Consider the following 14,809-nt stretch of genomic DNA (forward strand, 5'->3'; position numbering starts at 1 on the left):
AACCCTGTCGCAGTTATACTCGTCCGATTTTCCCCTCCGCCAAGACACTGAGCCCCATGACTGAGTCCGTTCTTGACTACATGACCCGCCTGGGTCGCGCCGCCCGTGAGGCGTCCCGCGTGATCGGCCGTGCCAGCACCGCGCAGAAGAACCGCGCCCTGCACGCTGCCGCCAACGCGCTGGACGCGGCTCGCACCGAACTGTCCGCTGCCAATGAACTCGATCTGGCCGCCGGCCGGGCCAATGGCCTGGAACCGGCCATGCTCGATCGTCTGGCGCTGACCCCGGCACGCATCGACGGCATGATCGTCGGTCTGCGTCAGGTGGCCACTCTGCCGGACCCGGTCGGGGCGATTCGCGACATGAGCTATCGGCCATCGGGCATTCAGGTCGGCAAGATGCGCGTGCCACTGGGCGTGATCGGGATCATCTACGAGTCGCGGCCGAACGTGACCATCGACGCCGCCAGCCTGTGCCTGAAGTCGGGTAACGCCACCATCCTGCGCGGCGGTTCCGAGGCGATTCACTCCAACCGCGCCATCGCCGCCTGCATCCAGCGCGGCCTGGCCGAGGCTGGTCTGCCGCCGGCAGTGGTCCAGGTGGTGGAAGTCACCGACCGCGAGGCGGTGGGCGCGCTCATCACCATGCCGGAGTTCGTTGACGTCATCGTTCCCCGTGGCGGCAAGGGCCTGATCGAGCGCATCAGCCGCGATGCCCGGGTGCCAGTCATCAAGCACCTCGATGGCATTTGCCACGTCTATGTCGGCGAACATGCCGAGCTGGACAAGGCCCGGCGCATCGCGTTCAACGCCAAGACCTACCGCTACGGCATTTGCGGCGCCATGGAAACCCTGCTGGTGGATGCCACCGTCGCGGCCGAGTTCTTGCCGGAAATGGCCCGCCAATTCCGGGAAAAAGGCGTCGAACTGCGTGGTTGCGAGCGTACCCGGCAGATCATCGAGGCCGTTACGGCGACCGAGGAAGACTGGCACACCGAGTACCTGGCGGCGATCCTGTCGATCCGCATCGTCGACGGCGTCGAGGCGGCCATCGAACACATCAATCACTATGGTTCTCACCACACTGACTCCATCGTCACCGAACACCAGGGCCAGGCCCGGCGTTTCGTGGCCGAAGTGGATTCGGCGTCGGTGATGATCAACACCCCGACCTGCTTCGCCGATGGCTTCGAGTACGGTCTGGGTGCGGAAATCGGCATTTCCACCGACAAGCTGCACGCCCGCGGCCCTGTTGGTCTGGAAGGCCTGACGTGCGAGAAATACGTGGTCGTCGGTGACGGCCAGTTGCGTGGACAGGAGTCCTGCTGAGTTGAGCAAGGCCCAGGCGGTCCGGCGTATCGGCGTGCTGGGTGGCACCTTCGATCCCGTGCACATCGGCCACCTGCGCAGCGCGCTGGAAGTGGTCGAGCTGATGGGGCTCGACGAGGTGCGCCTGCTGCCCAACGCCCGGCCACCGCACCGCGACACACCGCATGTGGTGCCGCAGGACCGTCTGGCGATGGTCAGTTGCGCCGTCGAAGGTGTTGACCGGCTGAGCGTGGATGCCCGTGAGCTGGCCCGCGACAAGCCGTCGTACACCATCGACACCCTGGAGTCGATGCGCGCCGAGTTGGGCGCCGACGACCAGTTGTTCCTGCTGCTGGGCTGGGATGCCTTTTGCGGCCTGCCCGGCTGGCATCGCTGGGAAGAATTGTTGCGACATTGTCACATCCTGGTGCTGCAACGCCCGGATGCCGATGTCGAGCCCCCTGACGAGTTGCGCAACCTGCTGGCTGCGCGCTCGGAGAGCGATCCCACCGCCATGTCCGGCCCGGCGGGGAACATTTCGTTCGTTTGGCAGACGCCACTTTCGGTGTCTGCCACGCAAATCCGACAGCTGCTGGCCAGCGGCAAGTCGGTGAGGTTCCTGGTGCCGGACGCAGTACTGGCCTATATCGAAACGCACGGCCTTTACCGTGCGTAGAACTGCAGGCGCCCCGCGGGCGCCTCATTCAATGAGTTGAACGAGTTTTTTATGACCAAGCAGAAAATCACCGGCGAAGAGCTGGTCCAGTTGACCAAATCGGCCCTGGAAGACGTCAAGGCCCAGGATATCCAGGTCATCGACGTGCACGACAAGCACAGCCTGACCGACTACATGATCATCGCCACCGGTACCTCCAATCGCCAGATCAACGCGATGGCGGAGAAGGTTCGCGAGTTCGTCAAGACCAAGGGCGTCATGCCGCTGGGCGAAGAAGGCAAGGGCGACAGCGACTGGGTCCTGCTGGACCTGAACGATGTCATCGTGCACATGATGACCGCCGCCGCGCGCCAGTTCTACGATCTGGAGCGTCTGTGGGCTGGCGCCGAGCAAAGCCGCGCCGCCGATGGCAAGCACCACAGCCCGGAAAACGTCCACGACTATTCCGACAAGCTCAAAGACCGGGAATAAGGAAGCGTCATGCGTCTGCGCCTGATCGCGGTCGGCTCGCGCATGCCCAAGTGGGTCGAGGAAGGCTGGCATGAATATGCCAAGCGCCTGCCGTCCGAGCTGTCCCTGGAACTGGTGGAAATTCCGCTCAACACCCGGGGCAAGAATGCCGACGTCGCTCGCCTGATTCGTCAGGAGGGCGAGGCCATGCTCGCCAAGGTCCAGCCAGGGGAACGGATTGTCACCCTGGAGGTCCATGGCAAGCCCTGGAGCACTGAGCAACTGGCGGTCGAGCTCGACCGCTGGCGGTTGGATTCGCGTACCGTCAACCTGATGGTCGGCGGCCCCGAAGGGCTGGCGCCGGAAGTCTGTGCGCGCAGCGAGCAGCGCTGGTCGCTGTCTCCGCTGACCCTGCCACACCCATTGGTACGGATACTGATTGGCGAACAGATTTATCGCGCCTGGACTGTTTTGTCCGGGCACCCTTACCACAAATAAGCCTGTAAGCCTTTTCAATGTCGCAGCCGATTCGCCTCAAGGATCACGAGAAAGACGCCCGTCTGGTGCGTAGCCGCGTCGTGGTCGGTGCAGTGGCGATCCTTCTGCTGATCTGCGTGCTGATCGCCCGCCTGTATTACCTGCAGGTGATCCAGTACGAGTATCACTCCACGCTGTCGGAGAACAATCGGGTGCACGTGCAGCCGATTCCGCCGACCCGCGGGCTGATCTTCGACCGCAATGGCGTGATCATCGCCGACAACCGTCCCAGCTTCAGCCTGAGCATGACCCGGGAGCGTTCCGGCGACTGGCAGGCGGTCCTCGACGTGATCGTCGAGGTGCTGGAGCTGACTCCGGACGACCGCGCGCTGTTCGAGAAACGCATGAAACAGGGGCGTCGGCCATTCGAGCCGGTGCCGATCCTGTTCGAGCTGACCGAGGAGCAGATCGCCCGGGTTGCGGTGAACCAGTTCCGTCTGCCCGGAGTGGAAGTGGTGGCGCAGTTGGTGCGGCATTATCCACAAGGTGCGCATTTCGCTCATTCGGTCGGCTACGTCGGACGGATCAACGAGAAAGAGGCGAAGGTCCTCGATCCGGTCAACTACAGCGGCACCCACCATATTGGCAAGACCGGCATCGAGCGCTTCTACGAGCCCGAGCTGCACGGCCAGGTGGGTTACGAGGAAGTCGAGACCAACGCCCGCGGCCGAGTGTTGCGGGTGCTCAAGCGGACCGACCCGATTCCCGGCAAGGACATCGTCCTGAGCCTCGACATCAAGCTGCAGGAAGCGGCCGAAGCCGCGTTGGGCGGGCGTCGCGGCGCCATCGTGGCCCTCGACCCGAAAACCGGCGAAGTGCTGGCGATGGTCAGCCAGCCGAGCTTCGACCCGAACCTGTTCGTCACCGGCATCAGTTTCAAGGCCTACGCCGAGCTGCGTGACTCGATCGACCGGCCGTTGTTCAACCGCGTGCTGCGCGGGCTCTATCCACCGGGCTCGACCATCAAGCCCGCCGTTGCCGTCGCCGGCCTCGATTCCGGGGTGGTCAACGCCTCGACACGGGTGTTCGACCCGGGCTACTACCAACTGCCCAATTACGATCACAAATACCGCAACTGGAACCGCACCGGTGACGGCTGGGTCGACCTCGACACGGCGATCATGCGGTCCAACGACACCTACTTCTACGACCTCGCGCACAAGATGGGCATCGACAAGCTGTCCAGCTACATGAACCGCTTCGGCATCGGCCAGAAGGTCGCGCTGGACATGTTCGAGGAATCGCCGGGGCTGATGCCGTCCCGCGAATGGAAACGCGCCACCCGCCGCCAGGCCTGGTTCCCGGGCGAGACGCTGATTCTCGGGATCGGCCAGGGCTACATGCAGGCAACCCCGCTGCAACTGGCCCAGGCCATCTCGCTGATCGCCAGCAAGGGCAAGTGGATCCGTCCGCACCTGGCCAAGACCATCGAAGGCCAGCCGCCGGTCGATCCGAACCCGATGGAAGACATCGTCCTGCGTGACAAGTCCGACTGGGCCAAGGTCACCCACGGCATGGAACAGGTGATGCACGGCGCCCGCGGCACCGCGCGCAAAGCCGCTGTCGGCGCCCAGTACCGGATTGCCGGCAAGAGTGGTACGGCCCAGGTCGTGGCGATCAAGCAGGGCGAGAAGTACGACCGCAACAAGGTCCAGGAGCGCCATCGCGACCACGCCCTGTTCGTTGGTTTCGCCCCGGCCGAAGATCCGCGCATCGTCATCTCGGTGATGGTCGAGAACGGCGAGTCCGGCTCGGGTGTCGCTGCGCCGGTGCTGCGTCAGGTGATGGACGCCTGGCTGCTGGACGAACATGGCCGTCTCAAACCCGAATACGCTGACCCCTCCGCCACCGTTGCCCAGGAACCGGCCCCGTGAAGAGTAATTTCGATCGCATGCTCTCCAGCGAGGACGTGATGCGTCGGCGCGCCAGCTTCCTGCAGCGCATCCATGTCGACGGCCCTTTGCTGATCCTGCTGCTGACCCTCGCGGCCGGCAGCCTGTTCGTCCTTTATTCGGCCAGCGGCAAGAACTGGGACCTGCTGCTCAAGCAGGCGACGTCGTTCGGTATCGGCCTGGTCTCGATGTTCGTCATTGCCCAGCTCGAACCGCGTTTCATGGCGCGCTGGGTGCCGCTGGGCTACGTGTTCGGGGTAATCCTGCTGGTGGTGGTGGACGTGATGGGCCACAACGCCATGGGTGCGACGCGCTGGATCAACATTCCCGGGGTGATTCGCTTCCAGCCGTCGGAATTCATGAAGATCATCATGCCGGCGACCATCGCCTGGTACCTGGCCAAGCGCACGCTGCCGCCGCACCTGAAACACGTAATGATCAGCCTGGTGCTGATCGGCGTCCCGTTCATCCTCATCGTTCGCCAGCCTGACCTCGGCACCGCGCTGCTGATCCTCGCCTCCGGTGCCTTTGTGCTGTTCATGGGCGGGCTGCGCTGGCGCTGGATCATCAGCGTGCTGGCGGCGGCCGTGCCGGTGGCGGTGGCGATGTGGTTCTTTGTCATGCATGACTACCAGAAGCAACGGGTCCTGACCTTCCTCGACCCGGAAAGTGATCCGCTGGGCACTGGCTGGAACATCATCCAGTCGAAGGCGGCGATCGGTTCCGGTGGCGTATTCGGCAAAGGCTGGCTGCTGGGCACCCAGTCGCACCTGGACTTTCTCCCGGAAAGCCACACCGACTTCATCATCGCCGTGCTCGGCGAAGAGTTCGGCCTGGTGGGCATCTGCGCGCTGTTGCTGATCTACCTGCTGCTGATCGGCCGCGGGCTGGTGATCACCGCCCAGGCCCAGACCCTGTTCGGCAAGTTGCTGGCCGGCAGCCTGACCATGACCTTCTTCGTGTACGTCTTCGTCAATATCGGCATGGTCAGCGGATTGCTGCCCGTCGTGGGCGTGCCGCTGCCCTTCATTAGTTATGGTGGAACTTCGCTGGTGACGCTGCTGTCAGCGTTTGGCGTTCTCATGTCGATCCATACCCACCGCAAATGGATCGCGCAGGTTTGAGTAAGGTGAATTTCTTGATGCAAGCAATGCGTGGCTGGATGGCCCGTTGTGTACCTCTGGCGGGCCTGATCGGGCTGTTCGGCGGCGTGCAGCAGGCCAGCGCCGGCGACTACGATGGATCCCCCCAGGTAGCCGAATTCGTCGGCGAGATGACCCGTGACTACGGGTTCGCCGGTGAGCAGTTGATGGGCGTGTTCCGCGATGTCCAGCGCAAGCAGGCGATCCTCGACGCCATTTCCCGTCCTGCAGAACGGGTCAAGCCGTGGAAAGAATACCGGCCGATGTTCCTCACCGACGCGCGTATCGCCCGTGGTGTGGACTTCTGGCGCCAGCACGAGGCTGCTCTGGCCCGCGCCGAGCAGGAATACGGCGTGCCGGCGCAGGTGATCGTCTCGATCATCGGCGTCGAAACCTTCTTTGGCCGCAATACCGGCAACTACCGGGTCATGGACGCGCTGTCGACCCTGGCCTTCGATTACCCGCAGCGGGCCCCGTTCTTCCGCAAGGAACTGCGTGAATTCCTGCTGCTGGCCCGCGAAGAGCAGATCGATCCGCTGACCCTCAAGGGTTCCTACGCCGGAGCCATGGGGCTGCCGCAGTTCATGCCGAGCAGCTTCCGCGCCTACGCCGTGGACTTCGACGGTGACGGCCACATCAACATCTGGAACAACCCCGACGACGCCATCGGCAGCGTCGCCAGCTACTTCAAGCGTCACGGCTGGGTTGCCGGCGAGCCGGTGGTCAGTCGTGCCATGGTCCGTGGCGAGCGTGTCGACGAAGGCCTGAGCCCGGGCATCGAGCCGGTCAAGACGGTGGGGGAGTTGCGGGCATTGGGCTGGTCGAGTCATGATGCGCTGCGCGATGATCTGCCGGTCACCGCTTTCCGGCTTGAAGGCGAAAACGGCCCCGAGTACTGGCTTGGCCTGAAGAACTTCTACGCGATCACTCGCTATAACCGCAGCGTGATGTACGCCATGGCGGTACATCAACTTTCAGACCTGCTGGTTCAGGCAAGGGGCGCCCGGTAATGCGCATACTGTTCTCTGCTACATCGCTGAAACTGCTGGGCTGCGCGGCGCTTGGCCTGGTGCTGGTCAGTTGTTCTTCCAGCCGTCCGACCCAGAGCAGCAGCGGCAACGTGGTCCGCGCCAAGCCCGGGCTGGACATCAACCGGGCCCACAAGGACGGCGCGCCGTGGTGGGACGTCGATGTCTCGAAGATCCCGGACGCCACGCCAACCGTGCACACCGGTAACTACAAGGCCAACCCGTACACCGTACTGGGCAAGACCTACTTCCCGATCCCCGACTCGCGCAACTATGTCGCCCAGGGCACCGCGTCCTGGTACGGCACCAAGTTCCACGGGCAGAACACCGCCAACGGCGAGGTCTACGACCTCTACGCCATGACTGCGGCGCACAAGACCCTGCCGCTGCCGGCCTACGTCAAGGTGACCAACCTGGACAACAACCGCAGCGTGATCCTGCGGGTCAATGACCGCGGCCCGTTCTATTCCGACCGTATCATCGACCTGTCCTATGCGGCAGCGAAGAAGCTCGGTTACGCCGAAACCGGCACCGCGCGGGTTCGCGTCGAGGGCATCGACCCGCAGCAATGGTGGGCCCAGAAGGGGCGCCCGGCGCCGTTGGTACTCGACCAGCCGCAAGTGGCCCAGGCCAAGCCGATTGCGGCGAGCACCGGCACCGTCGAACAGTGGACGCCGCCGCCGCAGCAGCACGCCGCCGCAGTCCTGCCGGTGCAGGTCGCCAGCAACAGCGTGCCGGCCAATGGCGGCACATTCCTGCAGGTTGGCGCATTCGCCAACCCGGACGCCGCCGAGTTGCTACGCTCCAAGTTGAGCGGCATGGTCAGCGCGCCGGTGTTCATCAGTTCCATCGTGCGCAACCAGCAGACCCTGCACCGCGTGCGCCTGGGGCCGATCCGCAGTCAGGGCGAGGTCCAGCAGACGCAGGACAGCGTACGCCTGGCCAACCTGGGACAGGCGAAAGTAGTCACGGCGGACTGACCGGGGGGACTGGTCGGTTTGTCATGTAGCCGGGCCGAACAGCCATGTACAATGGCGGTTTTGCTCGCAGGCGCGGCGGTTTGTCGCAGCGCCTTTTGTAACTTTGCCCTTCAGGGCATGAGCCCATAAGCCATTTCGAGAGACGGATGAACATCACCACCTTTGCCAAACGCCTTTGCCTGCTTGTTCCGCTGATGATCACCCCTGCCGCCTTCGCGGCAGAGCAGATGATGCCGTCGCCGCCGCAACTGGCAGCCAAGTCCTACGTGCTCATGGAAGCCTCCAGCGGCAACATCCTGGTCGAGAACAATGGCGACCAGCGTCTGCCTCCGGCGAGCCTGACCAAGTTGATGACCGCCTACATCGCGACCCTGGATATCCGTCGCGGACAGATCGGCGAGAGCGACCCGGTAACCGTCAGCGAAAACGCCTGGCGCACCGGTGGTTCGCGGATGTTCATCAAGGTCGGCACCCAGGTCACCGTCAGCGATCTGCTGCACGGGATCATCATCCAGTCGGGTAACGACGCCAGCGTGGCGCTGGCCGAACACATCGCCGGCAGCGAAGACGCCTTCGCCGACATGATGAACAAGACTGCCGGCGACCTCGGCATGAGCAACAGCCACTTCATGAACCCGACCGGCCTGCCGCACCCGGAGCACTACTCCTCGGCGCACGACATGGCCGTGCTGGCTCGCGCGATCATCCACGAAGACCCGGCTCACTACGCGATCTACTCGCAGAAGGAGTTCTTCTGGAACAACATCAAGCAGCCCAACCGCAACCTGCTGCTGTGGCGTGACAAGACCGTCGATGGTCTGAAGACCGGCCACACCGACGAAGCCGGCTACTGCATGGTATCGTCCGCCGTTCGTGACGGCATGCGCCTGATCGCCGTGGTATTCGGTACCAACAGCGAACAGTCCCGCGCCGCCGAGACCCAGAAGCTGCTGACCTACGGTTTCCGCTTCTTCGAAACCCAGACCTTCTACCAGAAAGGCACCGAGCTGGCTCAGGCCCAGGTCTGGAAGGGCACCAGCAGCCAGGTCAAAGCCGGTCTGGCCGAAGACCTGACCATGACTTTGCCTAAAGGCCAATTGAAGAAACTGGCCGCCAGCATGACCATGAACCCGCAACTGGTTGCACCGATCGCCAAAGGTGACGTGATCGGTAAAGTCGAAGTCAAACTGGATGACAACGTTGTTCACAGCGCCGACCTGATTGCGCTGGACGGCGTCGAGGAAGGTGGTTTCTTCCGCCGGGTGTGGGATAGCATTCGTCTGTTCTTCTACGGGTTGTTCAACTGATATCGTGACCTGCCATGCCCCTGCCACCATGCAGGGGCATTGTTGTTGCCACGGCTTACGAGGCCGGTACTGCCATGACTCAAGCTGACGTCAAAGCGCCAAAAATCGAATTCCCCTGCGCGGATTACCCAATCAAGGTAATTGGCGACACCGTGGTCCACTTCAAGGACACCGTGATCGAAGTTCTCAAGAAATACGCCGAGGTCGATATGACCACGCTTGCTGAGCGCCAGAGCAAGGAAGGCAAATACACCACCGTGCAACTGCACATCGTCGCTACCGGCGAAGACCAGCTGCACGACATCAACAGTGCCCTGCGTGCCACCGGTATCGTAAAAATGGTGCTTTGATGTCCGCCAGCCTCGGCTTTCGCGACCTCGGCCTGCTGCCTTACGAACCGGTGCTGGATGCCATGCGCCGGTTCACCGACCAGCGTCAGCCGGGTAGCGGCGACGAAGTCTGGCTGGTCGAGCACCCGTCGGTCTTCACCCAGGGCCAGGCCGGCAAGGCCGAGCACCTGCTGGTGCCGGGCGATATCCCGGTGGTTCAGACCGATCGCGGCGGCCAGGTGACCTACCACGGCCCCGGCCAACTGGTGGCCTACCTCATGCTCGACGTGCGTCGTCTGGGCTTTGGTGTCCGTGAGTTGGTGACGCGTATCGAACGCTGTCTGGTCGAGTTGCTCGCCAGCTACGGTGTCGAGGCCGCGGCCAAGCCCGATGCGCCGGGTGTTTATGTCGATGGAGCGAAGATCGCGTCCCTCGGCCTGCGAATCCGCAATGGCTGCTCGTTCCATGGCCTTGCCTTGAATGTGGACATGGACCTTGCGCCATTCCGCCGAATTAATCCCTGCGGGTATGCCGGGCTGGCCATGACCCAGCTACGCGACCAGGCAGGGCCGATCGAACTCTCCGAGGTCAGGGCAAGGCTGCGCGGACAGCTGGTCAAGCACCTCGATTATGCTGAGCAGACGACCCTTGCGGGCGGAATCGACTGAAAATGACTATTGTGCAAGAACTGGTGCAAAGCACCGTGACCCCGGCCCCTCGGCCGAAGGTTGAAGCCGGTGTGAAACTGCGTGGCGCCGAGAAGGTTGCGCGTATCCCGGTAAAGATCATCCCCACTGACGAACTGCCGAAGAAACCCGACTGGATCCGCGTGCGCATCCCGATTTCTCCGGAGATCGATCGCATCAAGCAACTGCTGCGCAAACACAAGCTGCACAGCGTTTGCGAAGAGGCATCCTGCCCGAACCTGGGTGAGTGCTTCTCCGGCGGTACCGCGACCTTCATGATCATGGGTGACATCTGCACCCGTCGCTGCCCGTTCTGCGACGTCGGCCATGGCCGCCCGAAAGCGCTGGACGCTGACGAGCCGAAGAACCTGGCGGTCGCCATCGCCGACCTGCGCCTGAAGTACGTGGTCATCACCTCGGTGGACCGTGACGACCTGCGTGATGGCGGTGCCCAGCACTTCGCCGACTGCATCCGCGAGATTCGCGCGCTGTCCCCGGGCGTCCAGCTGGAAACCCTGGTGCCGGACTACCGTGGTCGTATGGATGTGGCCCTGGCGATCACCGCCCAGGAGCCGCCAGATGTGTTCAACCACAACCTGGAAACCGTACCGCGTCTGTACAAGGCCGCGCGTCCGGGCTCGGACTACCAGTGGTCGCTGACCCTGCTGGAGAAGTTCAAGGAACTGGTCCCGCATGTACCGACCAAGTCGGGCTTGATGCTCGGCCTGGGCGAGACCGACGACGAAGTGATCGAAGTCATGCACCGCATGCGCGAGCACAACATCGACATGCTGACCCTTGGCCAGTACCTGCAACCGTCCCGCAGCCACCTGCCGGTGCAGCGTTTCGTCCACCCGGACACCTTCGCCTGGTTCGCCGAGGAAGGTTACAAGATGGGCTTCAAGAACGTCGCTTCCGGTCCGTTGGTACGTTCCTCGTACCACGCCGACCAGCAGGCGCATGAGGCCAAGATCAAGCTCTGATCCCGACCTGTAAAAAAGCCCCCGCACCTGAGAAGGTGCGGGGGCTTTTTTGTGTATTTGGCATCGCGAGCAAGCTCGCTCCTACAGGATTATCACGCGGACATTGTAGGAGCGAGCTTGCTCGCGATAGCGGCCTTCAGCGCGCGCGCAGGCTATCCAGCAGCTTGCGCGTCGGATACCCGTCCGCCGGCCAGCCCAAGGTCTGTTGGGCATTGCGAATCGCTTTGCGGGTGTTGGCGCCGATAATGCCATCTGCCGTGCCGGCCTCATGCCCGGTGGCATTGAGCCGGTCCTGCAACTCGATGCGCTCGCTGCGGCTCAACGGCAGATCGTCCTTCGGCCAGGCGCCACGGATGTAGCCCCCTCCGTCGAAGCGCTCGTTCAGCAAGCTGACCGCCAAGGCGTAGGACGACGAATTGTTGTACTTGAGGATCGCGCGGAAGTTGTCGAGCACCAGGAACGCCGGGCCACGGTAGCCCGCAGGCAGTATCAGGGCGGCGGAGAGTTGCTCGCTGCCGGCCGGGACGCGAGCGCCGGCTGGCAGTTTCAGGCCCAGGTGCAGCCATTCTGCGACGGTTTTGCGTTGAGTGCCGTCAGCCAGCCAGTAATCGAAACCCGGTGCCAGTTCGACTTCGAAGCCCCAAGGCTCACCACGTTTCCAGCCTGAACTTTGCAGGTAGTGGGCGGTGGAGGCGAGGGCGTCGGGGGAGCTGTTCCAGATGTCGCGGCGGCCGTCACCGTCGAAGTCCACGGCATGGGTGTCGTACGTGGTGGGGATGAACTGGGTCTGGCCCATGGCCCCGGCCCAGGAGCCGCGCATGGCTTCGGGGGCGATATCGCCGTTCTGCAGGATCTTCAGCGCCGCCAGCAACTGTGCCTGGGCGAACGCCGGGCGACGGCCTTCATAGGCCAGGGTCGCGAGGGAGCGGATCACCGATTTGTTGCCCTGGAACTGGCCGAAATTGCTTTCCATGCCCCAGACGGACACCAGCACATTGCGCTCTACACCGTAGCGTTGCTCGATGCGGCTCAGCAGTTCGCTGTTCTGCGCCAGCAGTGCCTTGCCGTTGCGCACCCGCAGCGGCGACAGCGCGCCATCGAGGTATTCCCATACCGGGCGGCTGAACTCCGGCTGACTGCGGTCGGCCTTGATCACATCCATATCCGGGGTGATGCCGGCAAAGGCGCGATCGAACAGGCTTGGCGATACGCCGGCTTGCAACGCTTGCTGACGGAAACTGGCCTGCCACTCGGCGAACGTTTGCTGTGGCTGGACTACGATGTCGGCGGATGGCGTGGGCTGGACAAGGACCGGGGCCGGCTGGACTGGCGCGATGGGCAGGGCATCGGCGGCGGTCGGGTGCTCGGCGCAGGCAACGAGCAGGATGAGGCTGAAAGCAGCGGTCAGTTGGCGGAGTTGCCAGCGACGGGAAAGGCGGAAGGGCATGCACGAATCCAGGTAATACGGGTCAGGTGACGACCATATCATGCCTGTGGATTTCCTGCCTTCATGCGGCCTTAAAGCAAGAAGCCTCCCAATCTCTCGATTGGAAGGCTTCGCGGCGGTAGCTGCCTTTGCCCTTTTCCGGTTGTTCCTGGCGGCTGCGGAACAGGGGCTGGGCAATGATGGATTTGGCCTTGTTCGGCCGGGATTTTGCCGATTTCTTGCTCATGGGAGAGGTCCTGCCTGGGTGGATTCGGCGCGAACTATAGGACTGTCACGCGTCCGTCGCAAGGCCGTTGGTCACGATCCTGGCGGTTATTCCGCCGGCAGGTTCAGCCGCTGCCCGGCCATCAGCAGCGAAAGGCGGGTCAGGCTGGTCCACGGCGAACCTTGGGCCTGGCCCTTGATTTGCGCGTCGATGCGTTGGGCGTCAAACAGCAGTTGACCCCAGCGCTGTGCCGAATGGCGTTGCAGTGCCTTGCTCATCAGTGGCTTGCGCTTGTCCCAGACCGGCGGACGAGCCTGGCTGAAGGCTTTGTCCAACGGTACGCCCTGGCTGTACTGCTGGGCCAGGCCGGTGAGGACGCGCAGCTCCCGGGCCAGGGCCCAGAGAATCACCGGCGGCTCGACGCCTTCGCCGCGCAGGCCTTCGAGCATGCGCAGGGCGTGGGCGGCTTCGCCATTGAGGATGGCGTCGACCAGGCCGAAGACGTCGAAGCGCGCGCTGTCGGCGACCGCACCCTGGACCGTTTCTACGGTGATGGTGTTGCCGTCGGCGAGCAGCTTGAGCTTTTCGATTTCCTGGGCGGCGGCCAGCAAGTTGCCTTCGACCCGCGCGGCGATCAGTTCCACCGCATCACGCTGCGCCGCCAACCCGGCCTGGGCCAGGCGCTGGTTGATCCACTGCGGCAGTTGCTGGGTGTCGACCGGCCAGATCTGGATGAACTGCACCTGCGGCCCTTCGACGAGTGCTTTGCCCCACTTGGTTTTCTGCGCACTGCCGTCGAGCTTGGGCAGGCTGATCAGCAAAAGGGTGTCTTCGGCGGGGCGTGAGCAATATTCGATCAGCGCCGCAGCGCCCTTGTCGCCCGGTTTGCCGGAGGGTAGGCGCAGTTCCAGCACGCGTTTCTGAGCGAACAGCGAGAGGCTGGCACCCGCCTGGAGCAGGGTGCCCCAGTCGAAGTTGGCATCGGCGCTGAATACCTGACGCTCATCGAAGCCCTGCTGACGCGCAGCCAGGCGAATGGCGTCGGCGGCTTCCTGGCACAGCAGCGGATCATCGCCGCTGACCACATAAACCGGGGCGAGCGCGCCTTGCAGGTGCTTGTTGAGCTGGGCGGGAGCAAGTTTCATAAAAGAAGTCGGGGCGCCGAAGCGCCCCGTTCAGCCTCAGCGGGCCGGGATTTCCAGCGGCGATTGCTGGGGTTGGGCTGCCTGGGCGCGGCGGGCCGCTTCCAGTGCCTCGGCTTCTGCCCGGGCGCGCTCGTCGGCCTTGGCTTGCAGCTCGTCGAGCTGGGCCGGAGTCAGCAGTTGCAGGCGCAGCACCATGTTCTGTACCAGGTCGCGACGCATTTCCTTGCGGATCTGGCCTGCTTCCTGGCCGGAGCCAGTGATGTTGTTGCCGTCATGCACGTAGATCTTGCGGACTTCCAGCTTGTCGTTGAGCAGCGGCGTGTTGTTCTGGCCCTGGATCTCGTAGGACAGTTCGGTGCTCAGCTCGTATTCCACCGAGCGAGCGGAGCCGGCGTAGCTGGCGGCGCGCTGGTTTTCGACTTCGTTGGTCAGGACCAGTTTGAACGGCGCGCCAGCATGGACGTTGACGCCGCTGTTCTTCAGCACGTCGCGCAGTTGAGTGACCGTTTCGCCGTAAGCGTTACGGGCGCTCACATCCAGTTCCTTGATGGCCAGCTCGTTGGTCCCGGTACCACGCAGTTGGAAACCGCAGGCGCTGAGCATTACCGCCAGGCCTATTACCAACAAATTGCGTTTGATCATCTTGTTGCTCCCTTGAAACCTTGTGGGCCTTGTCTGTGCGGGCGCCCGCCAGG

General features: G+C 63.4%; 16 protein-coding genes. 12 read left to right on the top strand and 4 right to left on the bottom strand.

Annotated elements, in window-relative coordinates; all coding sequences use genetic code 11:
* The first annotated feature begins 56 nt into the window (after positions 1-56).
* From NTD88_RS24415 to lipA, 12 genes are all read left to right on the top strand, one after another.
* Positions 57-1,328 carry a glutamate-5-semialdehyde dehydrogenase gene (locus tag NTD88_RS24415; RefSeq protein WP_095159328.1) on the top strand — a complete coding sequence of 424 codons (1,272 nt, stop codon included), beginning with the start codon at positions 57-59 and terminating at the stop codon, positions 1,326-1,328.
* A 1-nt stretch (position 1,329) separates the two neighbouring features.
* Positions 1,330-1,983 carry a nicotinate-nucleotide adenylyltransferase gene (nadD, locus tag NTD88_RS24420; protein ID WP_095159327.1) on the top strand — a complete coding sequence of 218 codons (654 nt, stop codon included), beginning with the start codon at positions 1,330-1,332 and terminating at the stop codon, positions 1,981-1,983.
* 51 nt (positions 1,984-2,034) lie between these two features.
* A complete protein-coding gene (gene rsfS, locus NTD88_RS24425; RefSeq protein WP_095159326.1) occupies positions 2,035-2,454 on the top strand; it encodes a ribosome silencing factor in 420 nt (139 codons plus the stop codon).
* Between the two features lie 9 nt (positions 2,455-2,463).
* Positions 2,464-2,931, top strand: a complete 468-nt coding sequence (gene rlmH / locus NTD88_RS24430) for a 23S rRNA (pseudouridine(1915)-N(3))-methyltransferase RlmH (RefSeq protein WP_009397919.1) — start codon at positions 2,464-2,466, stop codon at positions 2,929-2,931.
* 17 nt (positions 2,932-2,948) lie between these two features.
* A complete protein-coding gene (gene mrdA / locus NTD88_RS24435; RefSeq protein ID WP_095159325.1) occupies positions 2,949-4,844 on the top strand; it encodes a penicillin-binding protein 2 in 1,896 nt (631 codons plus the stop codon).
* 38 nt (positions 4,845-4,882) lie between these two features.
* Positions 4,883-5,986: a rod shape-determining protein RodA gene (gene rodA, locus NTD88_RS24440; RefSeq protein ID WP_177454490.1), complete on the top strand. Its 1,104-nt coding sequence runs from the start codon at positions 4,883-4,885 to the stop codon at positions 5,984-5,986.
* 17 nt (positions 5,987-6,003) lie between these two features.
* On the top strand, positions 6,004-7,014 hold the full coding sequence (gene mltB, locus NTD88_RS24445) for a lytic murein transglycosylase B (protein ID WP_095159395.1): 1,011 nt from the start codon (positions 6,004-6,006) through the stop codon (positions 7,012-7,014).
* The gene (locus NTD88_RS24450) at positions 7,014-8,012 is read left to right on the top strand and encodes a septal ring lytic transglycosylase RlpA family protein (protein ID WP_095159323.1); all 999 of its coding nucleotides are present in this window, start codon (positions 7,014-7,016) and stop codon (positions 8,010-8,012) included. Before mltB ends, NTD88_RS24450 begins: the two co-directional genes overlap by 1 nt.
* Before the next feature lie 146 nt (positions 8,013-8,158).
* The gene (locus NTD88_RS24455; protein ID WP_095159322.1) at positions 8,159-9,319 is read left to right on the top strand and encodes a D-alanyl-D-alanine carboxypeptidase family protein; all 1,161 of its coding nucleotides are present in this window, start codon (positions 8,159-8,161) and stop codon (positions 9,317-9,319) included.
* A 74-nt stretch (positions 9,320-9,393) separates the two neighbouring features.
* Entirely contained in the window at positions 9,394-9,669 is a 276-nt protein-coding gene (locus NTD88_RS24460; RefSeq protein WP_095159321.1) for a DUF493 domain-containing protein, read from the top strand.
* Positions 9,669-10,316, top strand: a complete 648-nt coding sequence (lipB, locus tag NTD88_RS24465) for a lipoyl(octanoyl) transferase LipB (protein ID WP_095159320.1) — start codon at positions 9,669-9,671, stop codon at positions 10,314-10,316. Before NTD88_RS24460 ends, lipB begins: the two co-directional genes overlap by 1 nt.
* 2 nt (positions 10,317-10,318) lie before the next feature.
* Positions 10,319-11,317: a lipoyl synthase gene (gene lipA, locus NTD88_RS24470; protein ID WP_095159319.1), complete on the top strand. Its 999-nt coding sequence runs from the start codon at positions 10,319-10,321 to the stop codon at positions 11,315-11,317.
* A gap of 136 nt (positions 11,318-11,453) precedes the next feature.
* On the opposite strand, the gene NTD88_RS24475 is transcribed toward lipA, so the two are convergent.
* The 4 genes from NTD88_RS24475 to lptE form a co-directional block, all read right to left on the bottom strand.
* Complete coding sequence (locus NTD88_RS24475; RefSeq protein ID WP_262154015.1) at positions 11,454-12,764, bottom strand: lytic murein transglycosylase; 1,311 nt, start codon at positions 12,762-12,764, stop codon at positions 11,454-11,456.
* Between the two features lie 61 nt (positions 12,765-12,825).
* Positions 12,826-12,990, bottom strand: coding sequence for an alternative ribosome rescue factor ArfA (gene arfA, locus NTD88_RS24480; protein WP_095159317.1), 165 nt, complete (start codon positions 12,988-12,990; stop codon positions 12,826-12,828).
* 86 nt (positions 12,991-13,076) lie between these two features.
* On the bottom strand, positions 13,077-14,114 hold the full coding sequence (holA, locus tag NTD88_RS24485) for a DNA polymerase III subunit delta (RefSeq protein ID WP_095159316.1): 1,038 nt from the start codon (positions 14,112-14,114) through the stop codon (positions 13,077-13,079).
* A gap of 36 nt (positions 14,115-14,150) precedes the next feature.
* A complete protein-coding gene (gene lptE, locus NTD88_RS24490; protein WP_262128950.1) occupies positions 14,151-14,756 on the bottom strand; it encodes an LPS assembly lipoprotein LptE in 606 nt (201 codons plus the stop codon).
* Between the last annotated feature and the right edge of the window lie 53 nt (positions 14,757-14,809).

The organism is Pseudomonas sp. 20P_3.2_Bac5 (assembly GCF_025466035.1).
GTDB lineage: Bacteria > Pseudomonadota > Gammaproteobacteria > Pseudomonadales > Pseudomonadaceae > Aquipseudomonas.